This window comes from Nocardia sp. NPDC058633, from assembly GCF_042717045.1.
Lineage (GTDB): Bacteria > Actinomycetota > Actinomycetes > Mycobacteriales > Mycobacteriaceae > Nocardia.
In genome coordinates, this window is sequence record NZ_JBHXRA010000020.1 from 53,422 (window position 1) to 78,159 (window position 24,738).

17 protein-coding genes are annotated in these 24,738 nt (G+C 69.1%); 13 read left to right on the plus strand and 4 right to left on the minus strand.

Annotated elements, in window-relative coordinates; genetic code table 11:
• The first annotated feature begins 9 nt into the window (after positions 1-9).
• Complete coding sequence (locus tag ACFWUR_RS24605; RefSeq protein WP_378909895.1) at positions 10-246, plus strand: hypothetical protein; 237 nt, start codon at positions 10-12, stop codon at positions 244-246.
• Here ACFWUR_RS24605 and ACFWUR_RS24610 read toward each other — a convergent pair.
• Positions 243-1,400 (minus strand): DUF5925 domain-containing protein, encoded by a 1,158-nt coding sequence (locus ACFWUR_RS24610; protein ID WP_378909995.1) that lies wholly within the window; start codon positions 1,398-1,400, stop codon positions 243-245. The two genes, ACFWUR_RS24605 and ACFWUR_RS24610, sit on opposite strands and share 4 nt — an antisense overlap.
• Positions 1,401-1,498: 98 nt before the next feature.
• Here ACFWUR_RS24610 and ACFWUR_RS24615 point away from each other — a divergent pair, with 98 nt between their 5' ends.
• Positions 1,499-3,097, plus strand: a complete 1,599-nt coding sequence (locus ACFWUR_RS24615; RefSeq protein ID WP_378909897.1) for an MFS transporter — start codon at positions 1,499-1,501, stop codon at positions 3,095-3,097.
• 44 nt (positions 3,098-3,141) lie between these two features.
• Here ACFWUR_RS24615 and ACFWUR_RS24620 read toward each other — a convergent pair whose 3' ends face one another.
• Positions 3,142-3,807 (minus strand): MspA family porin, encoded by a 666-nt coding sequence (locus ACFWUR_RS24620; protein WP_378909898.1) that lies wholly within the window; start codon positions 3,805-3,807, stop codon positions 3,142-3,144.
• 35 nt (positions 3,808-3,842) lie between these two features.
• Positions 3,843-4,472 carry an MspA family porin gene (locus ACFWUR_RS24625; protein WP_378909900.1) on the minus strand — a complete coding sequence of 210 codons (630 nt, stop codon included), beginning with the start codon at positions 4,470-4,472 and terminating at the stop codon, positions 3,843-3,845.
• A 196-nt stretch (positions 4,473-4,668) separates the two neighbouring features.
• On the opposite strand from ACFWUR_RS24625, the gene ACFWUR_RS24630 reads away from it, so the two are divergent.
• The 7 genes from ACFWUR_RS24630 to ACFWUR_RS24660 all read left to right on the plus strand — a co-directional run bounded on the left by ACFWUR_RS24630 (position 4,669) and on the right by ACFWUR_RS24660 (position 10,941).
• Entirely contained in the window at positions 4,669-5,667 is a 999-nt protein-coding gene (locus tag ACFWUR_RS24630) for an iron chelate uptake ABC transporter family permease subunit (protein WP_378909901.1), read from the plus strand.
• A 70-nt stretch (positions 5,668-5,737) separates the two neighbouring features.
• A complete protein-coding gene (locus ACFWUR_RS24635; RefSeq protein ID WP_378909903.1) occupies positions 5,738-6,793 on the plus strand; it encodes a FecCD family ABC transporter permease in 1,056 nt (351 codons plus the stop codon).
• Between the two features lie 10 nt (positions 6,794-6,803).
• Complete coding sequence (locus ACFWUR_RS24640) at positions 6,804-7,616, plus strand: ABC transporter ATP-binding protein (RefSeq protein WP_378909904.1); 813 nt, start codon at positions 6,804-6,806, stop codon at positions 7,614-7,616.
• Positions 7,617-7,667: 51 nt separating this feature from the next.
• Positions 7,668-8,663 (plus strand): ABC transporter substrate-binding protein, encoded by a 996-nt coding sequence (locus ACFWUR_RS24645; RefSeq protein ID WP_378909906.1) that lies wholly within the window; start codon positions 7,668-7,670, stop codon positions 8,661-8,663.
• Entirely contained in the window at positions 8,660-9,886 is a 1,227-nt protein-coding gene (entS, locus tag ACFWUR_RS24650) for an enterobactin transporter EntS (RefSeq protein ID WP_378909907.1), read from the plus strand. Before ACFWUR_RS24645 ends, entS begins: the two co-directional genes overlap by 4 nt.
• Positions 9,883-10,722 carry a siderophore-interacting protein gene (locus tag ACFWUR_RS24655; protein WP_378909909.1) on the plus strand — a complete coding sequence of 280 codons (840 nt, stop codon included), beginning with the start codon at positions 9,883-9,885 and terminating at the stop codon, positions 10,720-10,722. The genes entS and ACFWUR_RS24655 overlap by 4 nt, the downstream gene beginning before the upstream one ends.
• Positions 10,723-10,725: 3 nt before the next feature.
• On the plus strand, positions 10,726-10,941 hold the full coding sequence (locus ACFWUR_RS24660; RefSeq protein ID WP_378909910.1) for a phosphopantetheine-binding protein: 216 nt from the start codon (positions 10,726-10,728) through the stop codon (positions 10,939-10,941).
• 81 nt (positions 10,942-11,022) lie between these two features.
• Here the strand turns inward: ACFWUR_RS24660 and ACFWUR_RS24665 are convergent, their stop codons facing one another.
• The gene (locus tag ACFWUR_RS24665) at positions 11,023-12,693 is read right to left on the minus strand and encodes a (2,3-dihydroxybenzoyl)adenylate synthase (RefSeq protein WP_378909912.1); all 1,671 of its coding nucleotides are present in this window, start codon (positions 12,691-12,693) and stop codon (positions 11,023-11,025) included.
• An 87-nt stretch (positions 12,694-12,780) separates the two neighbouring features.
• Here ACFWUR_RS24665 and ACFWUR_RS24670 point away from each other — a divergent pair, with 87 nt between their 5' ends.
• The 4 genes from ACFWUR_RS24670 to ACFWUR_RS24685 all read left to right on the plus strand — a co-directional run bounded on the left by ACFWUR_RS24670 (position 12,781) and on the right by ACFWUR_RS24685 (position 24,730).
• On the plus strand, positions 12,781-13,674 hold the full coding sequence (locus ACFWUR_RS24670) for an SDR family oxidoreductase (RefSeq protein WP_378909913.1): 894 nt from the start codon (positions 12,781-12,783) through the stop codon (positions 13,672-13,674).
• Between the two features lie 17 nt (positions 13,675-13,691).
• Positions 13,692-14,819 (plus strand): isochorismate synthase MenF, encoded by a 1,128-nt coding sequence (locus ACFWUR_RS24675; RefSeq protein ID WP_378909915.1) that lies wholly within the window; start codon positions 13,692-13,694, stop codon positions 14,817-14,819.
• A 31-nt stretch (positions 14,820-14,850) separates the two neighbouring features.
• Positions 14,851-15,507, plus strand: a complete 657-nt coding sequence (locus tag ACFWUR_RS24680; protein ID WP_378909916.1) for an isochorismatase family protein — start codon at positions 14,851-14,853, stop codon at positions 15,505-15,507.
• Between the two features lie 142 nt (positions 15,508-15,649).
• Entirely contained in the window at positions 15,650-24,730 is a 9,081-nt protein-coding gene (locus ACFWUR_RS24685) for an amino acid adenylation domain-containing protein (RefSeq protein ID WP_378909918.1), read from the plus strand.
• The last annotated feature ends 8 nt before the right edge of the window (positions 24,731-24,738 follow it).

Genomic DNA, 24,738 nt, shown 5'->3' on the forward strand with positions numbered 1-24,738 from the left:
TCTGGAACTATGTTCGCCCAAGACAGGCACGAAGCGAAACTCCTGAGGATCGAACGCAAGCTCGATCTGATCATGCGGCACCTGGGAATCAGCGACCCCGCATCGGAGCTGGATCTCCGTGAGGTCGACGACCTCGTGCGCCAGGGGAAGAAGATCCAGGCGATCAGGGCGTATCGACAACTTCGGCCGGACGCCTCGTTGATCGAGGCCAGGGACGTCGTCGAAGCACGCGGTGCCGACGGCTAGAGGTACATGCCGACGTCGGTCGAGTGGTCGATGGTCGACTGGATCTGGATGCCGCCGTCGCGGTGGGCGACCAACTCGGCGAGAGTCGCGCCGTCGGGGAAGCTCGGCGTGGCGGGAACACCGTCGTGGCGGCTGAGCCATTCGTGGGCTTCGGCTGCCGACAACCGACCCACCTCGAGCTGAGCCAGACAGCGCCCCGGTCGAACGACGGCGGGGTGCAGGCGGGAGAGATCTTCGTTGGTGGTGATCGCGATCAACACATTGCGCCCCTGCCCGAGCATCCCGTCGGTCAGGTTGAGCAGACGTGAGAGCTTCTGCCCCGCAGCTTCTTTCGCCTCACCACGAATGAGCTCGTCGCAGTCCTCCAACACCAGCAGTCGCCAGCGCCCGTCCTCGTCGTCGCCGTCGGCACCCGCCGCGACCTCCATCAGGTATCCGGGATTGCTGAACAGTTCTTCCGGATCGACAACACAGTCGACCTGACACCACGGCGACCATGACCGTGCGAGCGCACGCAGCGCGGTGGTCTTGCCGGTGCCGGGCTCGCCGTGCAGCAGCACCAGCCGCCCCTTGATGTCGGCGACACCGAGCCCCATCAACCGCTCCATACTCGAGGCCACCGAGCCGGTGTAATTCCCCCGAATCTCGGCCCACGCGGGCGCCGCGATCTGGCGCCGTCTGCGCGCGGGGCGTCGAACATCCATGTGCCAGAAGCCCATCTCGACCGTCGCCTCACTGTCACGTGACAGTGCCGCGCCCTCGGTGGCCTGCGCCAACACCTCGACAGCGAGTTCGTCGCTCACCGCGGTCACTTCGATCGTGGCCGACCCGCTGGCCCACCGCACGGCGCGCAGCGCCCACCCTTCACCCGCCGCGAGCAAGGCACTGCTGTCGTCATCGGCGACCGAGCGCACGATCCGCGAGTCGACGGGGCGCAGCGTCGCTTCGGGACGCACCCGGTCCAGGTGAGCCTGACGGGCGAAGGGCTGGTCACCGCGCAGGAACGGCGCCAAGGCCAGCGCGTCGATCGCGTCGCGGGTCGAATAGGTGGAGTCGATGGTCGCAGACCACGGAAACGGCTCGCCCTGATCCTGCGGTGCACGCGGCGAATCGACGAGCCTGAGCTGTTCATTACGTGTGGACACCGAGCCCATCATCGTGGCTACCCGCGGGCAATGTCCAATGACTTACCACCAGCACCCGCCGGAAAACTCGCTGGCACCGGAGGCGAATCGGTCGGTACGGTCGTAGGGTGACGTCCACTCAGCACGACCAGTCCCCGCCGGAATCCTTCTCGACGGCAGGGTTGAAGGAGTGGATCGGCCTGGCCGTACTCGCGCTGCCGACGCTGCTCATCTCGATGGACATGAGCGTGCTCTACCTGGCGATCCCCCGTATCAGCGAAGCGCTCGAACCCAGCAGCTCACAGCTGCTGTGGATCCTCGACATCTACGGCTTCCTGGTCGCCGGCTTCCTCATCACCATGGGCACCCTCGGCGACCGCATCGGCCGACGCAAACTGCTGATGATCGGCGCACTCGCCTTCGGCGCCGCCTCGGTGATCGCCGCGTACTCGACCAGTGCGAACATGCTGATCGGCACCCGCGCGCTGCTCGGCATCGCGGGCGCGACGCTGATGCCGTCCACGCTGGCGCTCATCCGCAACATGTTCCACGACGACCGCCAGCGCACCGCCGCGATCAGCGTGTGGATGACCAGTTTCATGGTCGGCATGGTGATCGGACCGCTGGTCGGTGGCGCGATGTTGGAGAACTTCTGGTGGGGCTCGGTGTTCCTGGTCGCGGTGCCGGCGATGGTGTTGCTGCTGGCGACCGGCCCGTTCCTGCTGCCCGAGTACAAGGACCCGAATCCGGGCAAGCTCGACATTCTCAGCGCGTTGCTGTCGTTGCTGTCGGTGATGGCCGTCATCTACGGCATCAAGGAACTCGCCAAGGACGGGTGGTCGGTCGAGGCCGTCGGTGTGCTGGTGGCCGGTCTGGTGCTCGGTACGGTTTTCGTCCTGCGCCAGCAGCGTCTGACCAATCCGCTGATCGACCTGCGACTGTTCGCCAATGTCCGGTTCAGCGGATCGCTGGTGGCGTTGATGGTCGCCATGCTGGCGATGGGTGGGCTGTTCCTGCTGCTCGCCCAGTATCTGCAACTCGTGCTCGGCTTGTCGGCGTTCGAGGCAGGACTGTGGACAGTGCCGCAGGCGGTGGCCATGGTGGTGGCGGCGGGCGTGGTGAGCGCGCTGGCGCCCAGGATCCGGCCCGCGTACCTGATGACAGGCGGTCTGCTGATCGCGATCGCCGGGTTCGCGATCTTCACCCAGCTCTCCGGCGGCGACGACCTCGCCCTGATCGTCACCGGCATGGTGGTGTTCTCGCTCGGTCTGAGCCCGATGTTCGTGCTCGGCCTCGACCTGATCGTCGGCGCGGTCGACCCGGCTCGCGCCGGCGCCGCGTCGGCCATTTCCGAGACCGGGCAGGAGCTTTCGGCCGCGCTGGGTGTCGCGGTGATCGGCAGCATCGGTACCGCTGTGTACCGCGGGCAGATGGCCGACCAGCTGCCCGCCGGACTTCCGCCCGAGGCCGCGGCCGTCGCCGAGGACACCCTCGCCGGTGCGCTGCACGTCGCGGCGGCGCTACCCGAAACACTCGGCGCCGAACTGACCACGGTCGCCCGCCAGGCGTATACCCACGCACTGCAGGTGAATTCGCTGGTCGGCATCGGTTTGACCGCTCTCGCCGCCGGGCTGGTGATGGTTCTGCTCCGCCATATTCCCGCGCCGAACCACGCCGCGACGGAGTCCGCCGACCAGCCCGTGGTGAGCAAAGCGGACTCTCACTGACCGTCACGGGTCAGCGAGAGTCCGCTCTCAGTGCCGGATTCCGATCAGCCGAGGCTGAACGGCTGGCCCCACAGGCGCAGTTCGGAACGGCCGAACTGGGTGGTCACCTCGACGGCGACGAACGCGCGCGCCTGGGCGTAGCCCGCGCAGCCCCCGAGCCCGAGGGTCGAGTCGGACCAGGTCACCGACCCTTCCTGGCCCTTGAACTTGATGGCGGGGACGTAGCTCTCCTCGCCGTAGGCGTCCGCGCCCTCGACCTGGAGCAGCCAGAAGGTCGACGCCTGGCCCGGGCCCAGCGTCAGGTTGCCGCCGGAGGTCACGCCGCCGCTGCCGTTGCCCGAGCTGTTCACCGCACCGTTGGCTCCACCGTTGGCGTTACCGCCGGAGATGTCGACCTGGCAACCGACGACATAGCCGGGGTAGAGCTTGACGCCGTTGTGCTCGCCGTGCACCTGCACCTCGGCGCGGCCGGAGGCCCAGACGTTGCGGTGCAACGGAGTCGAGCCCATGGAGGGGCTGATGTTGACCGATTCGTTGACCAGCCGGATGGTCACCGCGGTGCCGTCGGGCAGCGTCTCGGTGATCTCACCGCCGGGCAGCGGGATGAAGGTGTCGGCGTTCGCGGCGCCGGTGGAGAACAGACCGAGCGCGACAGTCGCGGCCGCGGCCACGCAGGCCAGGCGAGCGGTCGCCTTCGTGAAGATGGTCATGGAGAGGTTCCTATTCGTCGAAAGAGGCGACCAGGTCAGCCGATGCTGAACGGCGCACCGTAGAGGGAGGTCTTGGAGTAGTGGTCGCCGATGATCTCCACGACGGTGTAGGACCGGGCCTGCGCGTAGCCGGCGCACCCCTGGATCTGCAGCTCGACGTCGGAGTAGCTGACGTGGTAGTTGCCCTTCTCGATGATGTCGAAGCCCTCGACGCCAACGAATTTCACCTCGCCCGGGCCGAGCTTGACGCCGATGGAGCCACCCGCGTTCACGCCGCTGGTGGAGATGCCACCGGAGACGCCCGCCGAGATCGCGTCGTCGGCGATGCTCACCTGGCAGCCGACGATGTAGCCGGTGCTGATCCGCGAGGAGCCGTGGGTCGAGGAGTTGTTGGTGCCCGGTGCGTTGTTGCCGCCGACGAACGGCCGGGGGTCACCCTTCGGGGTCTCGGCGACCTCTGCCAGCACGGTTCCACTGACCCACGCCACGCGACCGGCGCCGTTGGCAGCCATCGACGGCGAGATCAGGGCGCTTTCGCCCACCCGCTTGATCGTCACACCGGGACCGGCCTTCTCACCGTCGGGGAGCGGAATGAAGGTGTCCGCATTGGCCGATCCGCCGGCAACGGCCAGCGCGGCCGTGGCCAGCGCAGTGGCCGCAAGCATTTTTCGCATCGTGGTGTCCTCATCAACTGTTGTGACCGATTCGCACCGATCTTGAACAGATGGCACTCTAGACAGGTTAGGCTCACCTATCAAGACCTTGCCTTGCCTAACTTTGAATCAGGCAAGCCTCACCTACATATAGGTTTCTTAGGCTAACCTCTCAAAGGCTTGGTTCGACGTAGGAGAGATTCCCCTGATGAGAAGTCCGCGCTGGTGCGGCTGGTTGCTGACAGTCGTGTTGCTGATCGCGGCCTGTTCGCTGAGCCTGCTGGTCGGCACGAAATCGATTCCGCTGGGCGAGGTCTGGCTGGCGCTGACCGGACCGGCGACCACACCCGACCATGTCACCGTCACCGAATACCGGCTGCCGCGAACAGTCCTCGGCCTGCTCGCCGGACTGGCCCTCGGTGTCGCGGGCTGCCTGATGCAGGGCCTGACCCGTAACCCGCTCGCCGACCCGGGCCTGCTCGGCGTCAACGCGGGCGCGGCCTTCGCCATCACGGTCGCGGTGGCGTTGCTCGGGGTAGACGAGATCACTTCCTATGTCTGGTTCGGCTTCGTCGGCGCCGCGCTGGTCTCGGTGGTCGTTTACCGGCTCGGCACCGCGGGCCACACCGGCACCGATCCGATCCGCCTGACCCTGGCCGGAGTCGCCGCCACCGCGGTGCTGACCGGACTCACCCGGGGTCTGATCCTGCTCGACCCCAAGGCTTTCGACGAGATGCGGCGCTGGGACGCGGGTTCGCTCACCGGCCGCGGATTCGACATCATCGCGGGCGCCGCACCGTTCATCGTGGTCGGGCTGCTGATCGCCGCGGTCTGCGCGCGTTCGCTCAATGCCGTTGCCCTCGGCGACGATCTGGCCCGATCGCTGGGCGTGCACGTCACCCGCACGCGCCTGCTCACCGCACTGGCGCTGGTGCTGCTGTGCGGCACCGCGACCGCGGCCGTCGGCCCGATCGCGTTCGTCGGTCTCGCGGTGCCGCACATCGCCCGCTGGCTGGTCGGTCCCGATCAGCGCTGGATCTTCGGATACTCGCTGGTGCTCGCGCCGCTGCTGGTCCTCACCGCGGACATCCTGGGCCGCATCATCATTCGTCCCGACGAGGTGCCCGCCGGGCTGGTCACGGCGTTCCTCGGCGCGCCGATGCTGATCTGGCTGGCACGCCGTTCGCGAGTGGGAGCCCCGGCATGAGCGGTCAGCACCCGGAGCAGGCAGCCCGCGCCACCGCACGGGGCGCCCGCGCACGCCGAATGGACACCGCATGAGCACGAAAATCGACTTCGGACGCACCATGTTCCTCGTGCGACCGCGACGCCTGGGTCTCACCACCAGGATCGGGGTACGCACCGTCGTGGTGTGCGCGATTCTGCTGGCCATCGCCGTCGCCACCGCCGTACTCGCACTGGGCAGCGGCGATTTCCCGATTCCCGCGCCGCGCGTGCTGCGCGCACTGGTCGTCGGCGACGAACGTTTCGACCGACTGGTGGTGTGGGACTGGCGGTTGCCGCGCATCCTCATGGCGTTGGCCCTCGGCGCGGCACTCGGCGTCAGCGGCGCGATCCTGCAGTCGGTCACCAGGAATCCGCTGGGCAGCCCCGACATCATCGGATTCAGCACCGGCGCCTACACCGGTGCGCTGCTGGTGATCCTGACGCTGGGCGGTGGGAACTTCCAGACCGCGGCGGGAGCCATGATCGGTGGTCTCGGCGCGGCGCTCGTAATCCACCTACTGGCCTTCCGGCACAACGTCACCGGCTTCCGGCTGATCATCGTCGGGATCGGCGTGAGCGCCATGCTCGCCTCGGTGAACACCTGGCTGATCATGCGAGCCGACCTGGACGCGGCGATGTCGGCGGCGGCCTGGGGCGCGGGTTCGCTCAACGGGCTGTCGTGGCCACAGGTCGCGCCGACGATGATCATCTTGGCCGTGCTCGCGGTGGCACTGATCCCGGCCGCGCCCCGCCTGCAGATCCTCGAACTCGGTGACGACACCGCACGCGCGCTCGGGCTCGACGCGAGCAAGGCGACCGGCTGGCTGATCGCGCTCAGCGTCGGATTCACCTCGCTGGCAACGGCCGTCGCCGGGCCGATCGCCTTCGTCGCACTGGCCGCACCGCACCTGGCGCGCCGACTCACCCGCACCCCATCGATCGCGCTGGTCCCCGCCGCGGTGATGGGCGCGACCTTGCTGATCACCTGCGACTGGATCGCCCAGCACGTTTTCGCCCCGACCACCATCCCGGTCGGCATCGTCACCAGCTCGATCGGCGGCCTGTACCTGGCGTATCTGCTCGTCGTCGAAGCGCGACGGAAATAGGGAAAGCGATATGAACGACTCTCACCCCGCGCGGTTGCGCGCCGACCAGGTCCGGCTCGGCTACAAGGGCACCACGATCAGTGACCAACTCTGCGTGGACATCCCGGACGGGAAGTTCACCGTGATCATCGGCCCCAACGCCTGCGGTAAGTCGACGCTGCTGCGCGCGCTGGCCCGGCTGCTCACCCCCGAAGCGGGGACCGTACTGCTCGACGACAAGCCGGTGACCGACTATCCGGCCAAGGAACTGGCCCGCCAGATCGGCCTGCTGCCCCAGACCTCGACCGCGCCGGACGGCATCCATGTGGCCGATCTCGTTGCGCGCGGCCGCTATCCGCATCAGACGCTGCTGCGACAGTGGTCGCGCGCCGACGAGGAGGCGGTGGCGGCGGCGATGGCGGCCACCGGCGTCGCCGATCTGTCGGCGCGCCCGGTCGAGGAACTCTCGGGTGGTCAGCGCCAGCGCGTGTGGATCTCGATGGTGCTCGCCCAGCAGACGCCCATCATCCTGCTCGACGAGCCGACCACCTATCTCGATATCGCCTATCAGATCCAGCTGCTGGATCTGTGCCGCTCGCTCAATCGCGATTCGGGACGCACGGTCGTGGCGGTACTGCACGACCTCAACCACGCCTTCCGCTACGCCGACCACCTGATCGCCATGTGCGACGGGCGGGTCGTCGCGTCCGGGGAGCCCGCCGAGATCGTCACCACGGAGTTGGTGAACGAGGTGTTCTCGCTGCGCTGCCGAATCATCGACGACCCGGAAACCGGTACGCCACTGGTGATTCCGCTGGCGGAGAACGCCGCGCAGGTGCACTGAGGATCTTTCGCACCCGTGCGGCCATCGAAAGAAATGAGGAATTTCGCGTCCATGTTCACCACCAGGTCTTCGGGCGGTCTCCGCGCTGCCCTCACCCTTCTGATTCTCGCGCTCGTCGCGGTGCTCGCCGCGTGCGGTAACTCGTCCTCCGACACCGCCGACGCGGGACCGCGCGAGGTGCCGTCGGCGAAGGGCCCCATCCAGGTGCCCGCCGACCCCCAGCGCATCGTCGTGCTCAACGGCAACCTGGCCGGCTACCTCTACGACCTCGATGCCACCGTCGTCGCGGCGGATCCGCGCCTGCTCGGTGTCCCGAACAAGCCGGGCGAGTTCCCCACCGGCTGGGCCGAGGACGCGAAGACGCAGGGCACCCAGGCTGTTCCGTCCGGCGAGAGCATCAACCTCGAGTTCATCGCCGCCCAGCGCCCCGACCTGATCATCGGCGGCGGCCAGGGTTACCCGGGCCAGCAGTCGGTCAATGCCTACGACCAGCTCAGCGCCATCGCCCCGACGGTGCTGATGCCGACCGAGACCACCTACTGGCAGGACCAGCTGCGGTTCATCGCCGAAACCGTCGACAAGCCCGCCAACGTCGACACCTTGATCTCGAACTACCAGGCCAAGTTGACCGACGCCAAGGCCAAGATCAACGCGCCCGCCGGTGCGACCATGGTGATGCAGTCGATCAAGAGCCAGAAGCCGACCGTCTTCGTGCCCACCGCCGCCCTGCCCGCCCTGCTCGCAGAGGTCGGATTCACGCTGGACACGCAGGTGGAAGCCAAGGCGGGCAACCCCGCCAAGGAGCAGAGCGCCGACTTCATCAGCTTCAGCCCGGAACTGATCAACACCGTGATCAACGCGCCGGTGCTGTTCACCATCCCGCTCAGCGGCGGCCGTTCGCTCGCGGAGCTGCGCGCCGACCCGATGTACGCCACGCTGCCCTCGTTCACGGCGAACACGGTCTTCGAACTGCCCGCCACCAGCTCGCGGCCCGACTACCGCACGGTCATGGCCACCCTCGAGCTGCTCGTGGAACGCTTCAAGTGACCGCTACCGGCGGACTGCTCATCGACCTCAGCCCGCTGCGGGCCTCGCGCCCCTTCCGGTGCGCGTTCGCGGCGCGACTGGTGTCGGTGCTCGGCATCGGGCTGCTCATGGTGGCCCTGCCGCTGCAGGTCTATCAGCTGACCGGGTCGAGTGTGCAGGTCGCCGGGGTCGCCACCACGACCGCGGCGGCCCTGTTCGTCGGCAGTCTCGCGGGCGGTGTGGTCGCCGACAGGTACGACCGCCGCACGGTGATCCAGTGGTCGCGCAGTGCCGCGGGTATCGGATTCCTGCTGCTCGGGGTGAACGCCGTGCTGCCGGATCCGTTCCTGTCCGCGATCTATCTCGCCGCCGTCATCGACGGCCTGGCGGGCGGGGTGAGCGGTTCGGCGCTGATGGCCATGGTTCCGGCGCTGGTCGGCCGCGAGAAGGTGGCGGCCGCGGGCGCACTGGTCTCGCTGACCACCGACCTCGGCACCATGATCACCCCGGCGATCGCCGGTCTGCTCGTCGCGAAAACCGGTGTGGCCTCGGCCTATTTCCTTTGCGCCCTGGCCACCACCGCGACTGTCGGGCTGATCACCGCGATCGGACCCTCGCCGCCACCGAAACGGGATCTGGAGAACCCGGTGCGCGAGCTGGCCGCGGGCATCACCTTCGCGGTGCGTCACGAATCCATCCGGCTCATCCTGGCGACCGGGCTGATCGGCATGCTCGTCAGCGGACCGCTGGTGCTGCTGCCCGCCTTCGCCGATGTCGAACTCGACGCGGGACCGGGCACGCTCGGCCTGCTCTACGCGGCGCCCGGTGCGGGTGCGGTACTCGGCACCCTCACCAGTGGCTGGATGCGTCGCGCCAATACCGGCCTGGCACTGCTGATCTCGCTGGCGCTGATGCCGATCGGCGTGATCGCGGCCGGGCTGTGGTCGCACGCGGCGCTGGTGTTCCTCGGGCTCGCCGGGTTCGGCCTGGCCAGAGCCGTGAACATGGTGCTGCGCTACGCGATGTTGCAGCAGGCGGCGCCCGACCACATGCGCGGGCGCATGTCGGGTCTGCTGATGGTGCAGTCGGTCGCCGGTACCGCGGTCGGCTCCATGGTGGCCGGTGTCGCCGGCCAGATGTTCGCTCCCGGACGCGCGCTCGTGCTCTACGGCACCGCGGTCCTGGTCCTCACCGGCCTGATGGCGCTCGCCGCCGGGCCGCTGCGCAGAAAGGAACAACGATGAAGGATCGCACCGCCTACGCCGAGACCATCGCCGAGGTGCTCGCCGGAGACCACGGCGCCAAGGTGCCGTATCCGATCGGCCTGCAGGAGGTGGAGGTGTTGCGGGTCGTCCCCGTCGGCTCGGCACTGCTGCGGATCACCTTCGGCGGCCCGGATATCGCGCAGTTCCACAGCTATGTGCCGGATGAGCATGTGCGCCTGATTTTCCCGGGCGAAGACGGCGTGCTTCGGCTGCCCAAGCTCGAGGGCACGATGCTCGAGTGGGGTAACCCACGACCGGTCTCGCGCGAGTACACCGTGCGCCGCCACAGCATCGAAGACGGCGAACTCGACATCGATTTCGTCATCCATCCGGGCGGACTCGCCTCCGATTGGGCCGCCTCGGTCACGCCCGGCACCAAGGTGCACATCGCCGGTCCGCCCGGCGGCGTCGTCATCCCGGAGACCTACGACGACTACCTGCTCGCCGGTGACATCACCGCGTTGCCCGCCATCTCCCGCTGGCTCGAGCGGATGCCACGCCACACCACCGGCTGGGCGTTCATCGAGGTGAGCGGGCCGGAGCAGGAGATCGCACTCGACCCGCCCGCCGGAATCCGGGTGCGCTGGCTGCACCGCGGCGATGTCGCGCCGGGCACCAGCGACGTCCTCGAGCAGGCCGTCCGCGAGGTGATAGTTGCCGCCGGGCGGCGCGTCTACGCGTGGGTGGCCGGGGAAGCGAACTGCCTACGCGGAATTCGCAAGTTCATTCGCAACGACCTGGGTATCGGGCCCAAGGACTCGCTCATCGCCGGGTACTGGAAGCGCGGCGTCGCCGACTTCGATCGAGAGGATTGAGACATGACCGACGAACAGGTGATCGGTGATGTGGCCACCGTCTTGGGTATCGACCCGGCAGAGCTGACCGCGCAGACCGATCTGCTCGATGCCGGGCTCGATTCGGTGCGCATCATGTCGCTGGTGGAGAAATGGCGGTCGGCTGGACATGCGGATATCGACTTCCCCACGCTCGCGGGCGATCCCGTGCTCGGAGCCTGGATCGAGCTGCTGGCCTGAGCTCGCCGGATCATCGACCGGCCCGATGACTGCCGGGGGTGACCACGCAACTGTGTCACCCCCGGTCGAACGGTTTCCGTGCTAGGCCGGGCTCGGCGCGCCACCGTGCGCGCCGTCGGCCAGCGCCTGGCGCAGCTCCTTACGGCTGGTCTTGCCTACCCCGGTAGCCGGGAACTCGTCGACCACGACGACCGTGTCGGGCATCTTCCACGCCGCGACACCGCGCTCGCGCACGAACTTGCGCACGCTGATCAGCGTCGGCCGCCGCTGCGGATCGGCGGGCTGAACGAACGCGCAGATGCGCTGGCCGAGAACGGGATCGGGGGTGCCGACGATCACGGCGTCACGGACATCGGGGTGCTCGAGCAGGTGCGCCTCGAGCTCCTCGGCCGACACCTTCTCCCCACCGCGGTTGACCCAGTCACCGGCCCGGCCCGCGACCACCAGGTTGCCGTCGGGCCGCACCGAGACGATGTCGCCGGTGCGGTACCAGCCCGCGGCGGTGAAGCTGCGGGCGTCGGCCTCGGGATTGTCGTAGTAGCCGCGAATCGTGTACGGGCCCTGGGTGATCAGATGGCCCGGCGCGCCCGGCGCCACCTCCACGCCGTTGTCGTCGACCACCGCGATCTGGTCGAACTCCGACATCGGCCGCCCCTGGGTGCTCACCACCACCTCGATCGGATCGTCGAGCCGGGTGTAGCAGACCAGGCCCTCGGCCATCCCGAACACCTGTTGCAGGGTGACACCGAGTGCGGGCCCGATCCGACGGGCCAGTTCGTCCTGGCAGCGGGCGCCTCCGACCTGGAGCACCCGCAGACTGGACAGATCAGGCGTCCGGCCCGCTTCGGCGCGCTCGGTCCACAGCCGAGCCAAGGGCGGCACCAGGCCGGTGATGGTGACGCCGAACCGCTCGATGAGGGGGAAGGCCGTCGCCGGAGTGGGGTCGGGCGTCATCGCCACCGCTCCCCCGGCCCACAGGGCCCCGAGGATCCCCGGCGAGCTCATCGGGAAGTTGTGCGCGACCGGCAGGGTCGCGAGATAGACCGTGTCGCTGTCGAGTTCGCAGATCTCGGCGCTGCGGCGCACGCTGTAGAGGTAGTCGTCATGGGTGCGGGCGATGAGCTTCGGGACGCCGGTGCTGCCGCCCGACAACTGCAGGAAGGCGACATCGGCAGCCGACGGACCCGGCAAGGCGATGGGCTCGTCCCGGAATTCGGCGATGTCGTGCGCGTCGGCGGGCAGTTCCTGTCCCTCGTCGAGCACGAGCAGCACGTGCCGCAGGCTCGACACCTCGGCCCGCACCGTCGCCGCCAGCGCCGCGTAGTCGAAGCGCTGATGGGTTCCACAGGTGATGACGGCGACCGGGGCGGCCGCCTTCGCGATCGGCACCAGCTCGGCGGCGCGGTGCGCGGGCAGGCAGAACACCGGCAGCGCGCCGAGTTCGAACAGCGCGAAGATCACCTCGACGAATTCGGCCCGGTTGGGCAGCTGCACCAGCACTCGGTCGCCCGGCGCGATCCCGAGCCGCGCCAGCCCCGCGGCAAGCGAGCGCGACCGGTGGTGGAGTTCGGCGTAGGACCATCGGCCGACGGTGTCGAGGACGGCGATGTGATCCGGGGCGGCGGTGGCGCGGGCAGCGAGGACGTCGCCGAATGTCTCACCGGCCCACAGGTTCTGACTTCGATAGCGTTGCGCCTGGTCAGCGGGCCACGGGGTGAAGCCGGGGAGTACGGGTTCGGTCAAGTCGAGCACCTCTTTCCAGCGGGCATTGCGGTGTCGCCGCCAGAAGTTATGAGGGAAGCTAACCAACCGACGACAGATTCAGGTTAGGCTAACCTCATGTCTAATGGTGATTCCAGTGGGCGGATCGTCGTCGTCACCGGCGCGGCCGGGGGGATCGGAGCCGCGATCGCCGCACGGTTCGCGGCCGAGGATCGCGTGGTCTCGCTGTGGGACCTCGATCCGACGGTGCACGAGACCGCCGCCGCCCTCGCCGCGACGATGGTGAGCGCGGCCGAGCGCGCGCACGACGACCCGATCGATGATGCCACGCGTCGCCGTGTCGATGGAAGTAGTAGTACCACAACAACATTCAGCTCCGGCGCCGCAGTACACGGCGTGACCGTCGACATCACCGACGCCGATGCCGTGCACGCGGCCTTCGACCGGCTCACCGCCGAGCACGGCACCGTCGAGGTGCTGGCGCACGCCGCGGGCGTCATGGTCGGCGGTACCGCGCTCGGCCTCGGCCCGGCGGACTGGACGCGCTGCCTGTCGGTGAACGCCACCGGAACCATGCTGGTCACCCAGCGCGCCGCCACCGAGATGGCCGCCGCGGGAAGCGGATCGATCGTCGTGGTCTCCTCCAATGCCGCGGCCACACCCCGGGTCGGCATGGCCGCCTACGGCGCCGCCAAAGCCGCCGCTACCGCGTTCACGCGATCGCTCGCCCTGCAGGTGGCCCCGCTGGGCGTGCGGGTGAATCTGGTGTCCCCCGGTTCCACCGATACGGCCATGCTGCGCGACATGTTCGGCGGCACACCGCTCGACGACGCCGCCGAGACCGCGCTGCTCGACGGCGATCCCGCCACCTACCGACTCGGAATCCCGTTGCGCCGCATCGCCGCGCCCGCCGACATCGCCGCGGCCGTCCACTTCCTGGCCTCCGATGGCGCCCGCCACATCACCATGCACGACCTGCGGGTCGACGGTGGCGCAACGCTAGACATGTGACCGAAAGGGTGATCACCATGAGTACCGACAGTTCAGGCCCCGCGTTCGTGCTGTCCCGTCCACAGCGGAGCGTCTCCGCGTCCGCGGGCGGGACGGTCTTCCGTTCGGCGCACGACGCGGTGACCGCGCTGCGCAGCGGGCGGATCAGCCACATCGTCGGCGCGCTGCCCTTCACCCCCGGCGCGCCGACAGCGCTGTGGGCGCCGGACTCGGTGACCGTCACCGACTCACCGCACCTGCCCCGGCCCCATGTCACCGCGCCCCGGTTCGAGCTCGACGAAACGGTGCCAACACCCGAGGAACACCAGCGCCGCGTCGCCACAGCGGTCGAGCTGCTCGGCAATTCGGCGCATCCGGTGCGTAAAGTCGTGCTAGCCAGGGCAATTCGTGCTGTCGCGGCCGATCCCGTGCGGGCACTGGACATCCTGGATCTGATGGTCGCCTCCGACCCGCTGTCGAACGGTTTCCTGGTCGACCTCTCCGCCGCCGGTGGGCGTTATTGCGGTCGCCATCTCGTCGGCTCCAGTCCGGAGATCCTGGTTCGCCGCACCGGCACCGAGGTGCTGAGCCATCCGCTGGCCGGCTCGGCCCGCCGCGTTCTCGACGATGTCGCGGCGGACCGCGTCGCCGCCGACACCCTGCTGACCTCGGCCAAGGACCACGCCGAGCACCGCTATGTCGTCGACCAGGTCGCCGCCGTACTGAGCGACCGGTGCGCCGAAGTCGACACGCCCGCACCGCAGCTCACCGCGACGCCGGCGATGTGGCACCTCGGTACCCCCGTCTCGGCCACCGTCCCGCTGGCCGGCCCGTCGGCACTGGAACTCGCGGTGGCGCTGCACCCCACCCCCGCGATCTGCGGCACGCCGACCGGCGCCGCGGCGCGCCTGATCGCCGAACTCGAAGGTGAACGCGGCTTCTACGCGGGCGCGGTCGGCTGGTGCGATGCCGACGGCAACGGCGAGTGGATGGTGAGCATCCGCTGCGCCGAACTGTCCGCCGAGGGCACCACCCTGCTCGCGCACGCGGGCGGCGGGATCGTCGCCGCGTCCGATCCGGCCGCCGAACTGGCCGAGACCACCGGCAAATTCCAGCGCATCCTCGGTCCGCTCGGTATCGCGGATCTGCCCGTCACCGTCGGCTGACCCCGACTTTCCACCCGAACGAGAGACCGCTATGCCTATCCCCCCGATCGCGCCCTACCCGATGCCGGGTGTCGACGAGTTCACCACCGACAAGGTCGACTGGACCGCAGAACCCGGCCGCTGCGCGTTGCTGATCCACGACATGCAGCAGTACTTCCTCGACGCCTACGACCAGCATCGTGATCCCGCCCGCACGTTGATCGCGAACATCGCCCGGCTGCGCGACCGCTGTCACGAACTCGACATCCCGGTGATCTACACGATGCAGCCCGGCAACCAGCACCCGTCCCGGCGCGGCATCCTCGCCGATTTCTGGGGCAGCGGAATGGCCGAGGGGGCCGACACGCAGGTGATCAACGCCATCGCGCCCGAACCGCAGGACATCCAGGTCACCAAGTGGCGTTACTCGGCGTTCCAGCGCACCGACCTGCGCGAATTGCTCGGCTACTACCAGCGCGATCAACTCCTGGTCACCGGCGTCTACACCCACATGGGCTGCATGCTCAGCGCCGCCGAGGCGTTCATGGGTGACGTGCGCCCGTTCCTGGTCCACGACGCGACCGCGGATTTCAGCCGCGACGAGCATGTGATGGCGCTGAACTACGTGGCCCGGCGCTGCGGTGCGGTCACCGGCACCGAAGATCTGCTGCGCCAATTGGACCCGGCCCGGATCGAAGCGGGCGCCTGAACCGCACCGGCTCGGTGACGCGGGCCACAATCCACTATCGAGATAGAACTTAGGCTAACCTAACCCCCCTCCCTCCTGCTGGGCCTTCGTGAGCCCGGGCCGCGGAAGGGAGGGGGTCGAGAACGTTGATGGAGGAGTTGCTGTGGGATCGGTGGACCGGGACGACGTGAGCGCCGAGAATCCCGGATTGCCGCTCACCGGAGCACAACTGGGCATCTGGAACGCTCAGCGCCTCGACCCCGACTCGCTCAGCTACATGGTCGGCGAGGTGCTCGAGATCTCCGGGACCGAGCCCCTCGATGTGACGTTGCTGGACACCGCGATTCGCCACACCATCGCCGAAACCGGCACCATGCGACTGCGATTCGACGACACCCCCGAGGGACCGCGTCAGCGGATCACCGAGCGGGAACCCGATCTGCGGCCGCTCGTCGATCTGCTCGGCGAGACCGACCCGGTCGCGGCCGCGCATCGGCTCGTCGCTGCCGAACGCGAACGCTCGGCCACGTATTGCCGGGCCATGGTCGACCGGCAGCTCTACACCTACACGCTGCTGCGCCTCACCGACAACGACGTGTGGTGCATCCAGCTCTACCACCACCTGATCATCGACGGCTACAGCGCGGCCATGGTCTCGCGCCGGGTCGCCGCCCACTACACCGCGCTGCGGCGCGGTGCTGACGTGCCGCGCCTGCGGTGGGGCTCCATCGAAACCCTCGTGGCCGAAGACCTCGAATACCGTGGGAGCCAGGCACATCAGCACGACCGCGACTACTGGCGAGACCGGCTCACCCCGCTGCCACCGCTCGACGGTCGCGGCCGCGCACCCGAGGGCGTGGTCGAGCAGACCCACGAGATCCGCGCCGTTCTCGACGCCGACCTGGTGGCGCGCGTCAAGGCGGCGGCCACGGCGGTCGGCATCACCTGGGCCGACGTGCTCGTCGCCGGATACGTGGGATTCGTGCACCGATTGCTCGGGGAGACCGATGTGGTCATCGCGCTGCCGGTGATGGCGCGAGTCGGCAAGACCGCCCTCACCACACCGTCCATGGCGGTGAACGTGCTGCCACTGCGGGTTTCGGTGTCGAGCTCCGATCGCCTCGGTGAGCTCGGCAAGCGAGTGGCCGATGCCCTGCGGGAGATGCGCGCCCACCAGCGATTCCGCGGTGAGGACCTGGCCCGCGAATTCGGCGGCACGCAGACCGGGGCGCTGCTGCACGGCATCGGCATCAATCTCAAGGCGTTCGACTTCGCCCTCGATTTCGACGGCGCCACCGGCACTCTGCGCAATGTGGCCGGCGGCCCGCCGGAGGATCTGGGCCTGACCGTCACCCCGCTGTCACAGGACCGGATCCAGCTCGGCTTCGAGGTCGACGCGCGCTCTCTGGATGCCGTCACTGTGCGACGGCGAATGGACGCGCTGGTCGCGCTGATCACCGAACTGGTCGACGCGGCGGACAAGCCGATCGGCGCGATCACCCTGTACCCGGCCGAGATCGGCGCGCGCATCGCCGTCGAACGGGCCGGGGCCGAGCTGCCCGGTCATCCGGAGGACGCGGTCGAGGTCTTCGACCGCATGGTCGCGCGACAGCCCGACGACATCGTGCTCGTCGGCGGTACCGACCGGCTCACCGCCGCCGAACTGGGAGCGCGAACGCACCGGCTGGCGCGATACCTGCGCGGCCGAGGCGTCGGCCCCGAGGACATCGTGGGCATCGCGCTCCCGCGCACGGTGGACCTGGTGGTCGCCCTGCTCGCGGTGCGACATGCGGGTGCGGCGTTCCTGATGCTCGACATCGGACATCCCGCGCAGCGCCTCGCCGATATCGTCGACGACGCCGCACCGGTGCTGATCCTCACCGACGACGCGGTGGCGCGCACGGTGTTCGCCGAACGATCCGAGTCGCTGCTCCCCGGCGCTGACGAGACCTCCGCCGACTGGCCTACCTCGCCGGTCGAGGTCACCGACGAGCCTGCGGACGGGGTGCCCGCGGATCAGTCGGCAGCGCCGACTCCGACTGCGGACGCGGAGCGCGCGCGTAGATCGGATGCATTGATCCGACTGTCGGACAGCGACATTCGGGAAGCCATCGCCGGGCTCCCCGCCGGTCCGCTGGTTGCGGCCGAACTCGCCGCACCGCGCTCGGCCGCGCATCTGGCCTACGTCGTGTACACCTCGGGGTCCACCGGAAAGCCCAAGGGCGTGCAGATCACCTGCGGTGCGATGGCCCAGCTGCTGCACCATCACCGATCGACCGTCTACGCCGAGACCGCCGAGCGGGTAGGCGAACGCCAACTGCATGTGGCGCACACCTATTCCTTCGCGTTCGACGCCGCGCTCGACCAGTTGTTGTGGCTGTGGTGCGGGCATCGAATCCATCTGTACGACACCGACATCCAGAAGGACGCTGCCGCGCAGATCGCCGCGTTCGGCGCTGATCGCATCGATGTCGTCGACACCACCCCGTCGATGGCGACCGCCCTGATCGACAACGGGCTCCTCGGCAGCGCGCACCGCCCGGAGCTGCTGCTGCTCGGTGGTGAGGCGACCCCGCCCGCGCTGTGGTCGGTCATCGTCGCCTCGAAGGTGGCGGCCCGCAACATGTACGGCCCGACGGAGGCCACCGTCGACGCGCTCAGCGCGCCGGTGACCGGCGCGCTGCCCCATGTGGGCGGTCCGCTCGCCGGAACCCGCGCCTATCTGCTCGACGGCGCGCTGCGACCGGTGCCGGACGGCGAGATCGGCGAATTGTATTTGTCCGGACCGCAATTGGCGCGCGGCTACCTCGGACGGATCGCGGTGACGGCCGAGCGGTTCGTCGCCGATCCGTTCGCGCCGGGTGAGCGCATGTACCGCACCGGAGACCGGGCACGATGGTTACCCGGCCACGGCTACGACTACCTCGGGCGCGCCGACCAGCAGATCAAGGTGCGCGGCTATCGCGTGGAACTGGGCGAGGTGGAGGCATCACTCGGCGCCCTGCCCGGCGTGGCCGCCGCGGCCGCCACCCTGCGCAAGTCCGGCGACAACACCCGATTGGTGGGTTACCTGGTCGCCGAGGCGGGCCGCACCCTCGACACCGACCAACTGCGCCATCGGTTGACCACGATGGTGCCCGACCACCTGGTGCCCTCAGCACTCGTGGTGCTCGACGCCCTGCCGACCACCGTCAACGGCAAACTCGATCGCGCGGCCCTGCCCGCGCCCGCACCGGCCTCGACCGGCCGCCCGCCCCGCACCGAGCAGGAGCGCGCGCTCTGCGGTGTGGTCGCCGACGTCCTCGGGGTGCCCCAGGTCAACGCCACCGACGACTTCTTCGGACTCGGCGGCGACAGCATCACCGCCATCGGCGTGAGCAGCCGCCTGCGCGCACTCGGCTTGGAGGTTCAGCCGAAAACCCTGTTGGCCCAGCGTGACCTGGCCACCATCGCCGCCACGGCACAGCCGGTGGAGCAGCGGGCCGACGCCCCGGCCCCCGACGAGGCGACCGGCCCCGTCCCGATCCCACCCATGGTCGCCGCGCTGCTCGAAGCGAATCGCCATCGCACCGCTATCGCCGGGTACGCCCAGTGGACCGCCCTGACCCTGCACGAGAACCTCACCCTCGATCACCTGACCACCGGCCTGCAGACCCTGCTCGACCGCCACGATGCCCTGCGCCTGGTCCTCGACGAACCGGACACCGGTCCCCGGCTGGTGGTCGCGGGCGTGGGTACCGTACGGGCCGCGGACCTGGTTCGCGAGATGGCGTTCACCGAACCGCGTCCGAACAGTGCGGTCGCCGCCGACTCGTCCGGGGGTGCGACAGCCGGTGCTCCTTCCACGGTGACCGGCTCCCCTGTCCATCCCGGTGCGTCTCACTCCGGCAGCAGCACAACGGGTTCGGCGGTCACTGTCCACAATCTTGCCGAGATGACGGGTGCGGCGGTGCAGAACGAGACCGCGCTGATCGAATCGGTGGCGACCGGTTTGGCGGCGGAGTTGGATCCCGCCGCTGGTGTCGAGATCCGCGCCGCGCTCGTGCGTACCGCACCGGGCGTGGCCGACCGACTCGTTCTCGTGGCCAATCACACCGTGGTGGACGGTGTTTCGTGGCGAATTCTGGTGCCCGAGCTCTATGAGGCGTGTGTGGCGGCGCGGGACGGGCGTCCGGCGCGGCTACCAGCCAAGGGTAGTTCGTGGCGGCGGTACGCCACTCTGCTCGCGGAGTCCGGCGCTGCGGGCGATCATCGCTCGGAGTCGGCGCACTGGGAGCGCGCACTCGGAGACGACACGGCAGCGGCACTCGGACAACGGGCGCTCGACCATGCGATAGACCTCGTCGAGAGCGCGTCCCGAACACGGACTTTCGCCGCCCCGGAGATCTCCGAGGCGCTGCTCACCACGCTGCCCGCCGCGTATCGAGCGAAGACCGACGAGGTGTTGCTCGCGGCGCTCATGCTGGCGCTCAATGCCTGGCGGCAGGATTCTGGCGAGGCGCTCGAGTCGGGGCGGCCCGTGACGGTCGAGGGACACGGGCGCGAAGCTCTGCGCGCCGATACCGATTTCGCGGGCACCATCGGCTGGTTCACCAGCGAGTTCCCGGTGTGGACACCCGCGACCGGGATCGACCATCCCGACGGGCTCGCCGATGCCATGGCCGGTGGCGCGGCAGCCGGACGGCTGTTGCGCGCGGTCAAGGAGGCCAAACGGGCCGTCCCCGGCAATGGCGTGGGGTACGGCGTACTGCGCAGGCTCGATCCGCAGACCGCGCCGCGATTCACCGGGCGGCGCGCTCCGGAGGTGCTGCTCAACTACCTCGGGCGCTTCGGCGGCGGCGGTGGCGCCCTCGGCTGGAGCCTGCCCGAACACGACGCGTTCGCGGTGACGGAACCACCGGAGAAAGCGCTCACGGAAGTGCTGTCGCTCAACGTCTTCGTGCACGAACCCACTGCCGCTCACCCCGGTGCTCCCCGGCTCGCCGTGGAATGGACCGCGGCGAGCCGGATTCTCGGCGCGGACCAGGTCGCGCGGATCCAGCAGCACTTCGCACGCGCGCTGGAGGCGTTCGCCGCGCACGCGATGCTGTTCCCCGGCGGCCTCACCCCGTCGGACTGCCCCGGCTTGTCCGTCGCCCAGGACGACATCGACGCGCTGGAGACCACGCACGGCCCGCTGGCCGAACTGTTGCCGCTGTCACCGTTGCAGGAAGGGTTGCTGTTCCACGCGATTCGTGACGGATCCGACGATGTCTACACCCTGAGCGCCCGAGTCGACCTGCACGGGCCACTCGACGGTCCACGGTTGTCGGCGGCCTTCGACACGGTCGTGGGCAGGCACCCCACCATGGCCGCGGCCTTCCACTACGAGGGCTTGGATCAGCCGGTCCAGGCGGTCCCCCGGTCGGTGGGAATGCCGTGGCGTGAGGTCGATCTGTCCGCGTTACCGCTGCGCGCCGCGCAGGCCGCCGCCGATCGGTTGGAAGCCGAAGCGACCCGGCACCGATTCGCGGTGGACCGGTCGCCGATGTTGCGCGCCACGCTGATCCGTATGCCCGGGGCGGCGCACCGGTTGGTGCTCAACACCCATCACCTGGTGATCGACGGCTGGTCGACCCCGATCGTGTTGCGCGAGGTGCTGGCCACCTACCACGGTGACGAACTACCCTCGCCGGCACCGTACAGCGACTATCTGGCCTGGATCGGCAGCCGTGATCGCGAGGCCGTCCGCACGGCCTGGTCGCGGCGACTGGCCGGATTCACCGAGCCGACGCTGGTGGGCACCAGCACTTCCCGCGAGCGGGAGTTCCGGCAGTGGCAGGTGCCGCTCCCCGAATCGCTCGCCACGGCGCTGGCCGAACTCGGCCGCCGACGCGGCCTGACGATGAACACCCTGGTCCAGGGCACCTGGGCGCTGGTGCTCGCCGCACTCACCGGACGCACCGACGTCGTGTTCGGCGCGACCGTCTCCGGGCGGCCCGCGGAACTACCGGGCGTGGCGGGCATGGTCGGCCTGTTCGCCAACACGGTGCCGGTGCGCTGCGCCTTCGACCCGGATCGCCCGCTGCTCGAGCAGTTGGCGCAGTTGCAGGACAACCAGTTCGCCATGCAGGAGTTCGACCACGCGGGGCTGGCCGAGATCGAACGGATCGCGGGGATCGGAACCCTCTTCGACACCCTGGTCGCCTTCGAGAACTTCCCGAATTCCGGCGCCGGACAACCGGAGTCACACGAATTGCGACGCGGGGACTTCCACAATCACGGCACCACGCACTATCCGATGACCTTGATCGCCCCGCCGGGCGACCGGCTAGAACTGGTGATCTGGTACGACCGCGCCGCCGTCCACGACACCACACTCACCCGGATCTCCGCTCGGATCGTCGAGACGCTGACTGCCATCACCACCACGGCACAACCCCGTCCCGAGGCCCTTCTCGAGCCACTCACGCCGCCTCCTGCTGCCGCGCCGACCACTGCCACCGCCCTGGCCGCCGACGCCGCGCCGACCACTGCCGATTCGCCGAGCGCTGCTGCGTCGACCACTGGTGGCGCGCACACCACATCGGTTTCGCCGACCATTGCCGCCGCGGTGGCCGGCACCACGCCGAGCGTCGAACCTGCGGCGACGCGGGAGGACCCGAGCGGAGCGACCCTGGCGGAGTGGGGCATCCCCGTCGACCCGGCAGGCCCGGCTATCACCGCCGAAGGCGTCACGATCGACTTCCGGGAATTCGATTCCAGGACCAATCGCTTGGCCCGGTGGCTCATCTCGCGCGGCGTGGGTCCCGAAACCGTGGTGGCCGTGGCGATCCCACGCTCCATCGATTCGGTCGTCACGGCGCACGCCATCTGCCGAGCCGGCGGCGTGTACCTGCCGGTGGATCCGGAACAACCCGCCCAGCGCATCGAGCAAATCCTCGACACCGCCTCTCCCACACTGGTTCTGCACTCTCTCGACGGGGCCGACCGCAACGGATTCACCGACGCGACGCTCACCGATGCCGACCGGCTCGCGCCGCTGCGCCCCGCCAACACCGCCTGTCTGCTGTTCACCTCCGGCTCCACGGGAGTGCCCAAGGGCGTGAGCCTGTCGCACGCCGCGATCATCTCCACCTTCGAGTGGCTGCACCGCGAATGCCGATTCGGTCCGGGCGACACGATGCTGTTCCGCACCCCGCCGATCTTCGACGCCTCGCTCATGGAGATGTTCCTGCCGCTGCACGTCGGCGCCCGGATCGTGCTGACCCGACCGGGCGGTCACCGCGACCCCTACTACCAAGCGCGGCTCATGAGCACAGAGCGGGTGACCACGATGTGGATGACGACCTCCATGCTCACCGTGCTCGCCGACGAGGCCGACCTGTCGGGGTGCGCGGATCTGCGCTGTGTCCTCACCGGCGGTGAGGTGCTGCCGCCCGCGACGGCACACCGCATGCGCGCGCTCACCGGCACCGCCGTCTACAACTTCTACGGTCCCACCGAGGCCGCGATCGGTTTCACCTTCCACGAGACCGTCGACGCCGACACCGGTTCGGTCCCGGTCGGCGCACCCGCCGATGCCGTCCGCATCCTCGACGACCAGCTGCGACCGGTCCCCCAGGGAACCATCGGCGAGCTCTACATGACCGGTGTCCGGCTGGCACGCGGCTATCTGGCCCGTCCTGATCTGAGCGCTGCCGCCTTCGTGGCCGACCCGGGTGGGAACGGCGAAAGGATGTACCGCACCGGCGATCTGGTGAGACTGAACCCGCACGGGGAACTCGACTACGTCGGCCGCACCGACAGCCAGGTGAAGTTGCGCGGCCAACGCATCGAACTGGGCGATATCGAATCGGCTCTGCTCACGTGTGCCGGGGTGGCCCACGCGGTGGTGTTGCTGCGCGAGGACACTCCGGGCGATCAGCGCCTGGTCGCCTATCTCATGGCCGAGTCCGCGGTCGTGCTCGACACCGGCGCGGTGCGTGAGCAGCTGCGAACGGCACTGCCCGCGTACATGATTCCCGCCGCCTTCGTGGTGCTGGATCACATTCCGCGCACCGCGACCGAGAAGATCGCCCGCCGAGAGCTGCCCGCACCGGAGTCCGCGGCCGTCACAGCCGCCGAAACCCGCTCGGGCACCGCTTCCGAACCCGCTGCGGTCAGCACAGTCGGAGCACCCAGCACGGTCGGCACACCCGGTACGCCCAGCGTGGTCAGCACACTCAGCACGCACAGCGCGGTCAGCGCCGAGGCCGAGACCCGGGCAGGATCCTTCACCGCCCAGGACGGTGGTCCCCTCGACACCATCCGTGAGGCCATGTCAGCGGTCCTGTCGATCGCCGACATCGGCGCCGACGACGACTTCTTCGACAAAGGCGGGCACTCCCTCCTCGCCGTGCGTCTGGTCGGCCGTTTGACCCGCGCGGATCTGCCGGTGGTCCTCGACGACGTCTTCACCGCTCCCACACCGCGTGGGCTCGCGGCGCGAATCGGCGCGGTCGATCCCCACGCGCCTCGACCGGCGGACGGTCTGGCCAGTTTGGGCCGCCGCCTCGATCCGGTGCTGGAACTGCGCACCGAGGGCTCGGTCCCACCGCTGTTCTGTATCCATCAAATCGGCGGCACCGCATGGAAATACGCTCCGCTGGCCCGACTGCTGCGCGCCGAGCGACCGATCATCGGCCTGCAGATGCCCCAGCTCACCGAGCCGGGTCTGCACACGCGCACGCTCGACGATCTGGCGCGGTACTACCTGGCCGCCGTCCGCCGCATCCAACCGCAGGGTCCCTACCATCTGCTCGGCTACTCGCTGGGCGGCAATCTGGCCCACGCGATGGCGGCCATCCTGGAAGCCGAGGGCGAGCAGGTCGGCTACGTGGGCCTGCTCGACTCGCACCCGCTGTCGAACCTGACCGATCGGGCCGCCGCGACCCTGGCCGAACCCTCCGGGATGGACGCGCTGCTCCCCGAAATCGCCGAGTACGCACCGGAATTGGCGGTGGTGGTGCGCAACGCCGCGACCGAGCTACTGCGCATGGTCACCCGATCGCAGTCGCCGAGCTACGCCGGCCCGATGGCCCTGTACTGCGCCGACGCCGGCGACGAGCCCGAACGCGTGCACGCCCAGCTGACCGGGTGGAAGGCCGCGGGCGCACAGCTGGTGGTGCGACGACTTCCGTACTCACACAACGACATCGCGATGCCGACCGGCTGGATCGAGGTCGCCGCGCTACTCGATGTGGATCCGGCGATCCGGACCTGAACCTCCCC

Excerpts from the sequence above, each read along its gene's own strand:
- ACFWUR_RS24640 (WP_378909904.1), top strand. The coding sequence starts at position 6,804 with ATGAACGACTCTCACCCCGCGCGGTTGCGCGCCGACCAGGTCCGGCTC.
- ACFWUR_RS24625 (WP_378909900.1), bottom strand. The coding sequence starts at position 4,472 with ATGCTTGCGGCCACTGCGCTGGCCACGGCCGCGCTGGCCGTTGCCGGC.
- ACFWUR_RS24680 (WP_378909916.1), top strand. The coding sequence starts at position 14,851 with ATGCCTATCCCCCCGATCGCGCCCTACCCGATGCCGGGTGTCGACGAG.
- ACFWUR_RS24620 (WP_378909898.1), bottom strand. The coding sequence starts at position 3,807 with ATGACCATCTTCACGAAGGCGACCGCTCGCCTGGCCTGCGTGGCCGCG.
- ACFWUR_RS24635 (WP_378909903.1), top strand. The coding sequence starts at position 5,738 with ATGAGCACGAAAATCGACTTCGGACGCACCATGTTCCTCGTGCGACCG.
- ACFWUR_RS24630 (WP_378909901.1), top strand. The coding sequence starts at position 4,669 with ATGAGAAGTCCGCGCTGGTGCGGCTGGTTGCTGACAGTCGTGTTGCTG.
- ACFWUR_RS24645 (WP_378909906.1), top strand. The coding sequence starts at position 7,668 with ATGTTCACCACCAGGTCTTCGGGCGGTCTCCGCGCTGCCCTCACCCTT.
- ACFWUR_RS24670 (WP_378909913.1), top strand. The coding sequence starts at position 12,781 with ATGTCTAATGGTGATTCCAGTGGGCGGATCGTCGTCGTCACCGGCGCG.
- ACFWUR_RS24660 (WP_378909910.1), top strand. The coding sequence starts at position 10,726 with ATGACCGACGAACAGGTGATCGGTGATGTGGCCACCGTCTTGGGTATC.
- ACFWUR_RS24655 (WP_378909909.1), top strand. The coding sequence starts at position 9,883 with ATGAAGGATCGCACCGCCTACGCCGAGACCATCGCCGAGGTGCTCGCC.
- ACFWUR_RS24610 (WP_378909995.1), bottom strand. The coding sequence starts at position 1,400 with ATGGGCTCGGTGTCCACACGTAATGAACAGCTCAGGCTCGTCGATTCG.
- ACFWUR_RS24605 (WP_378909895.1), top strand. The coding sequence starts at position 10 with ATGTTCGCCCAAGACAGGCACGAAGCGAAACTCCTGAGGATCGAACGC.
- ACFWUR_RS24675 (WP_378909915.1), top strand. The coding sequence starts at position 13,692 with ATGAGTACCGACAGTTCAGGCCCCGCGTTCGTGCTGTCCCGTCCACAG.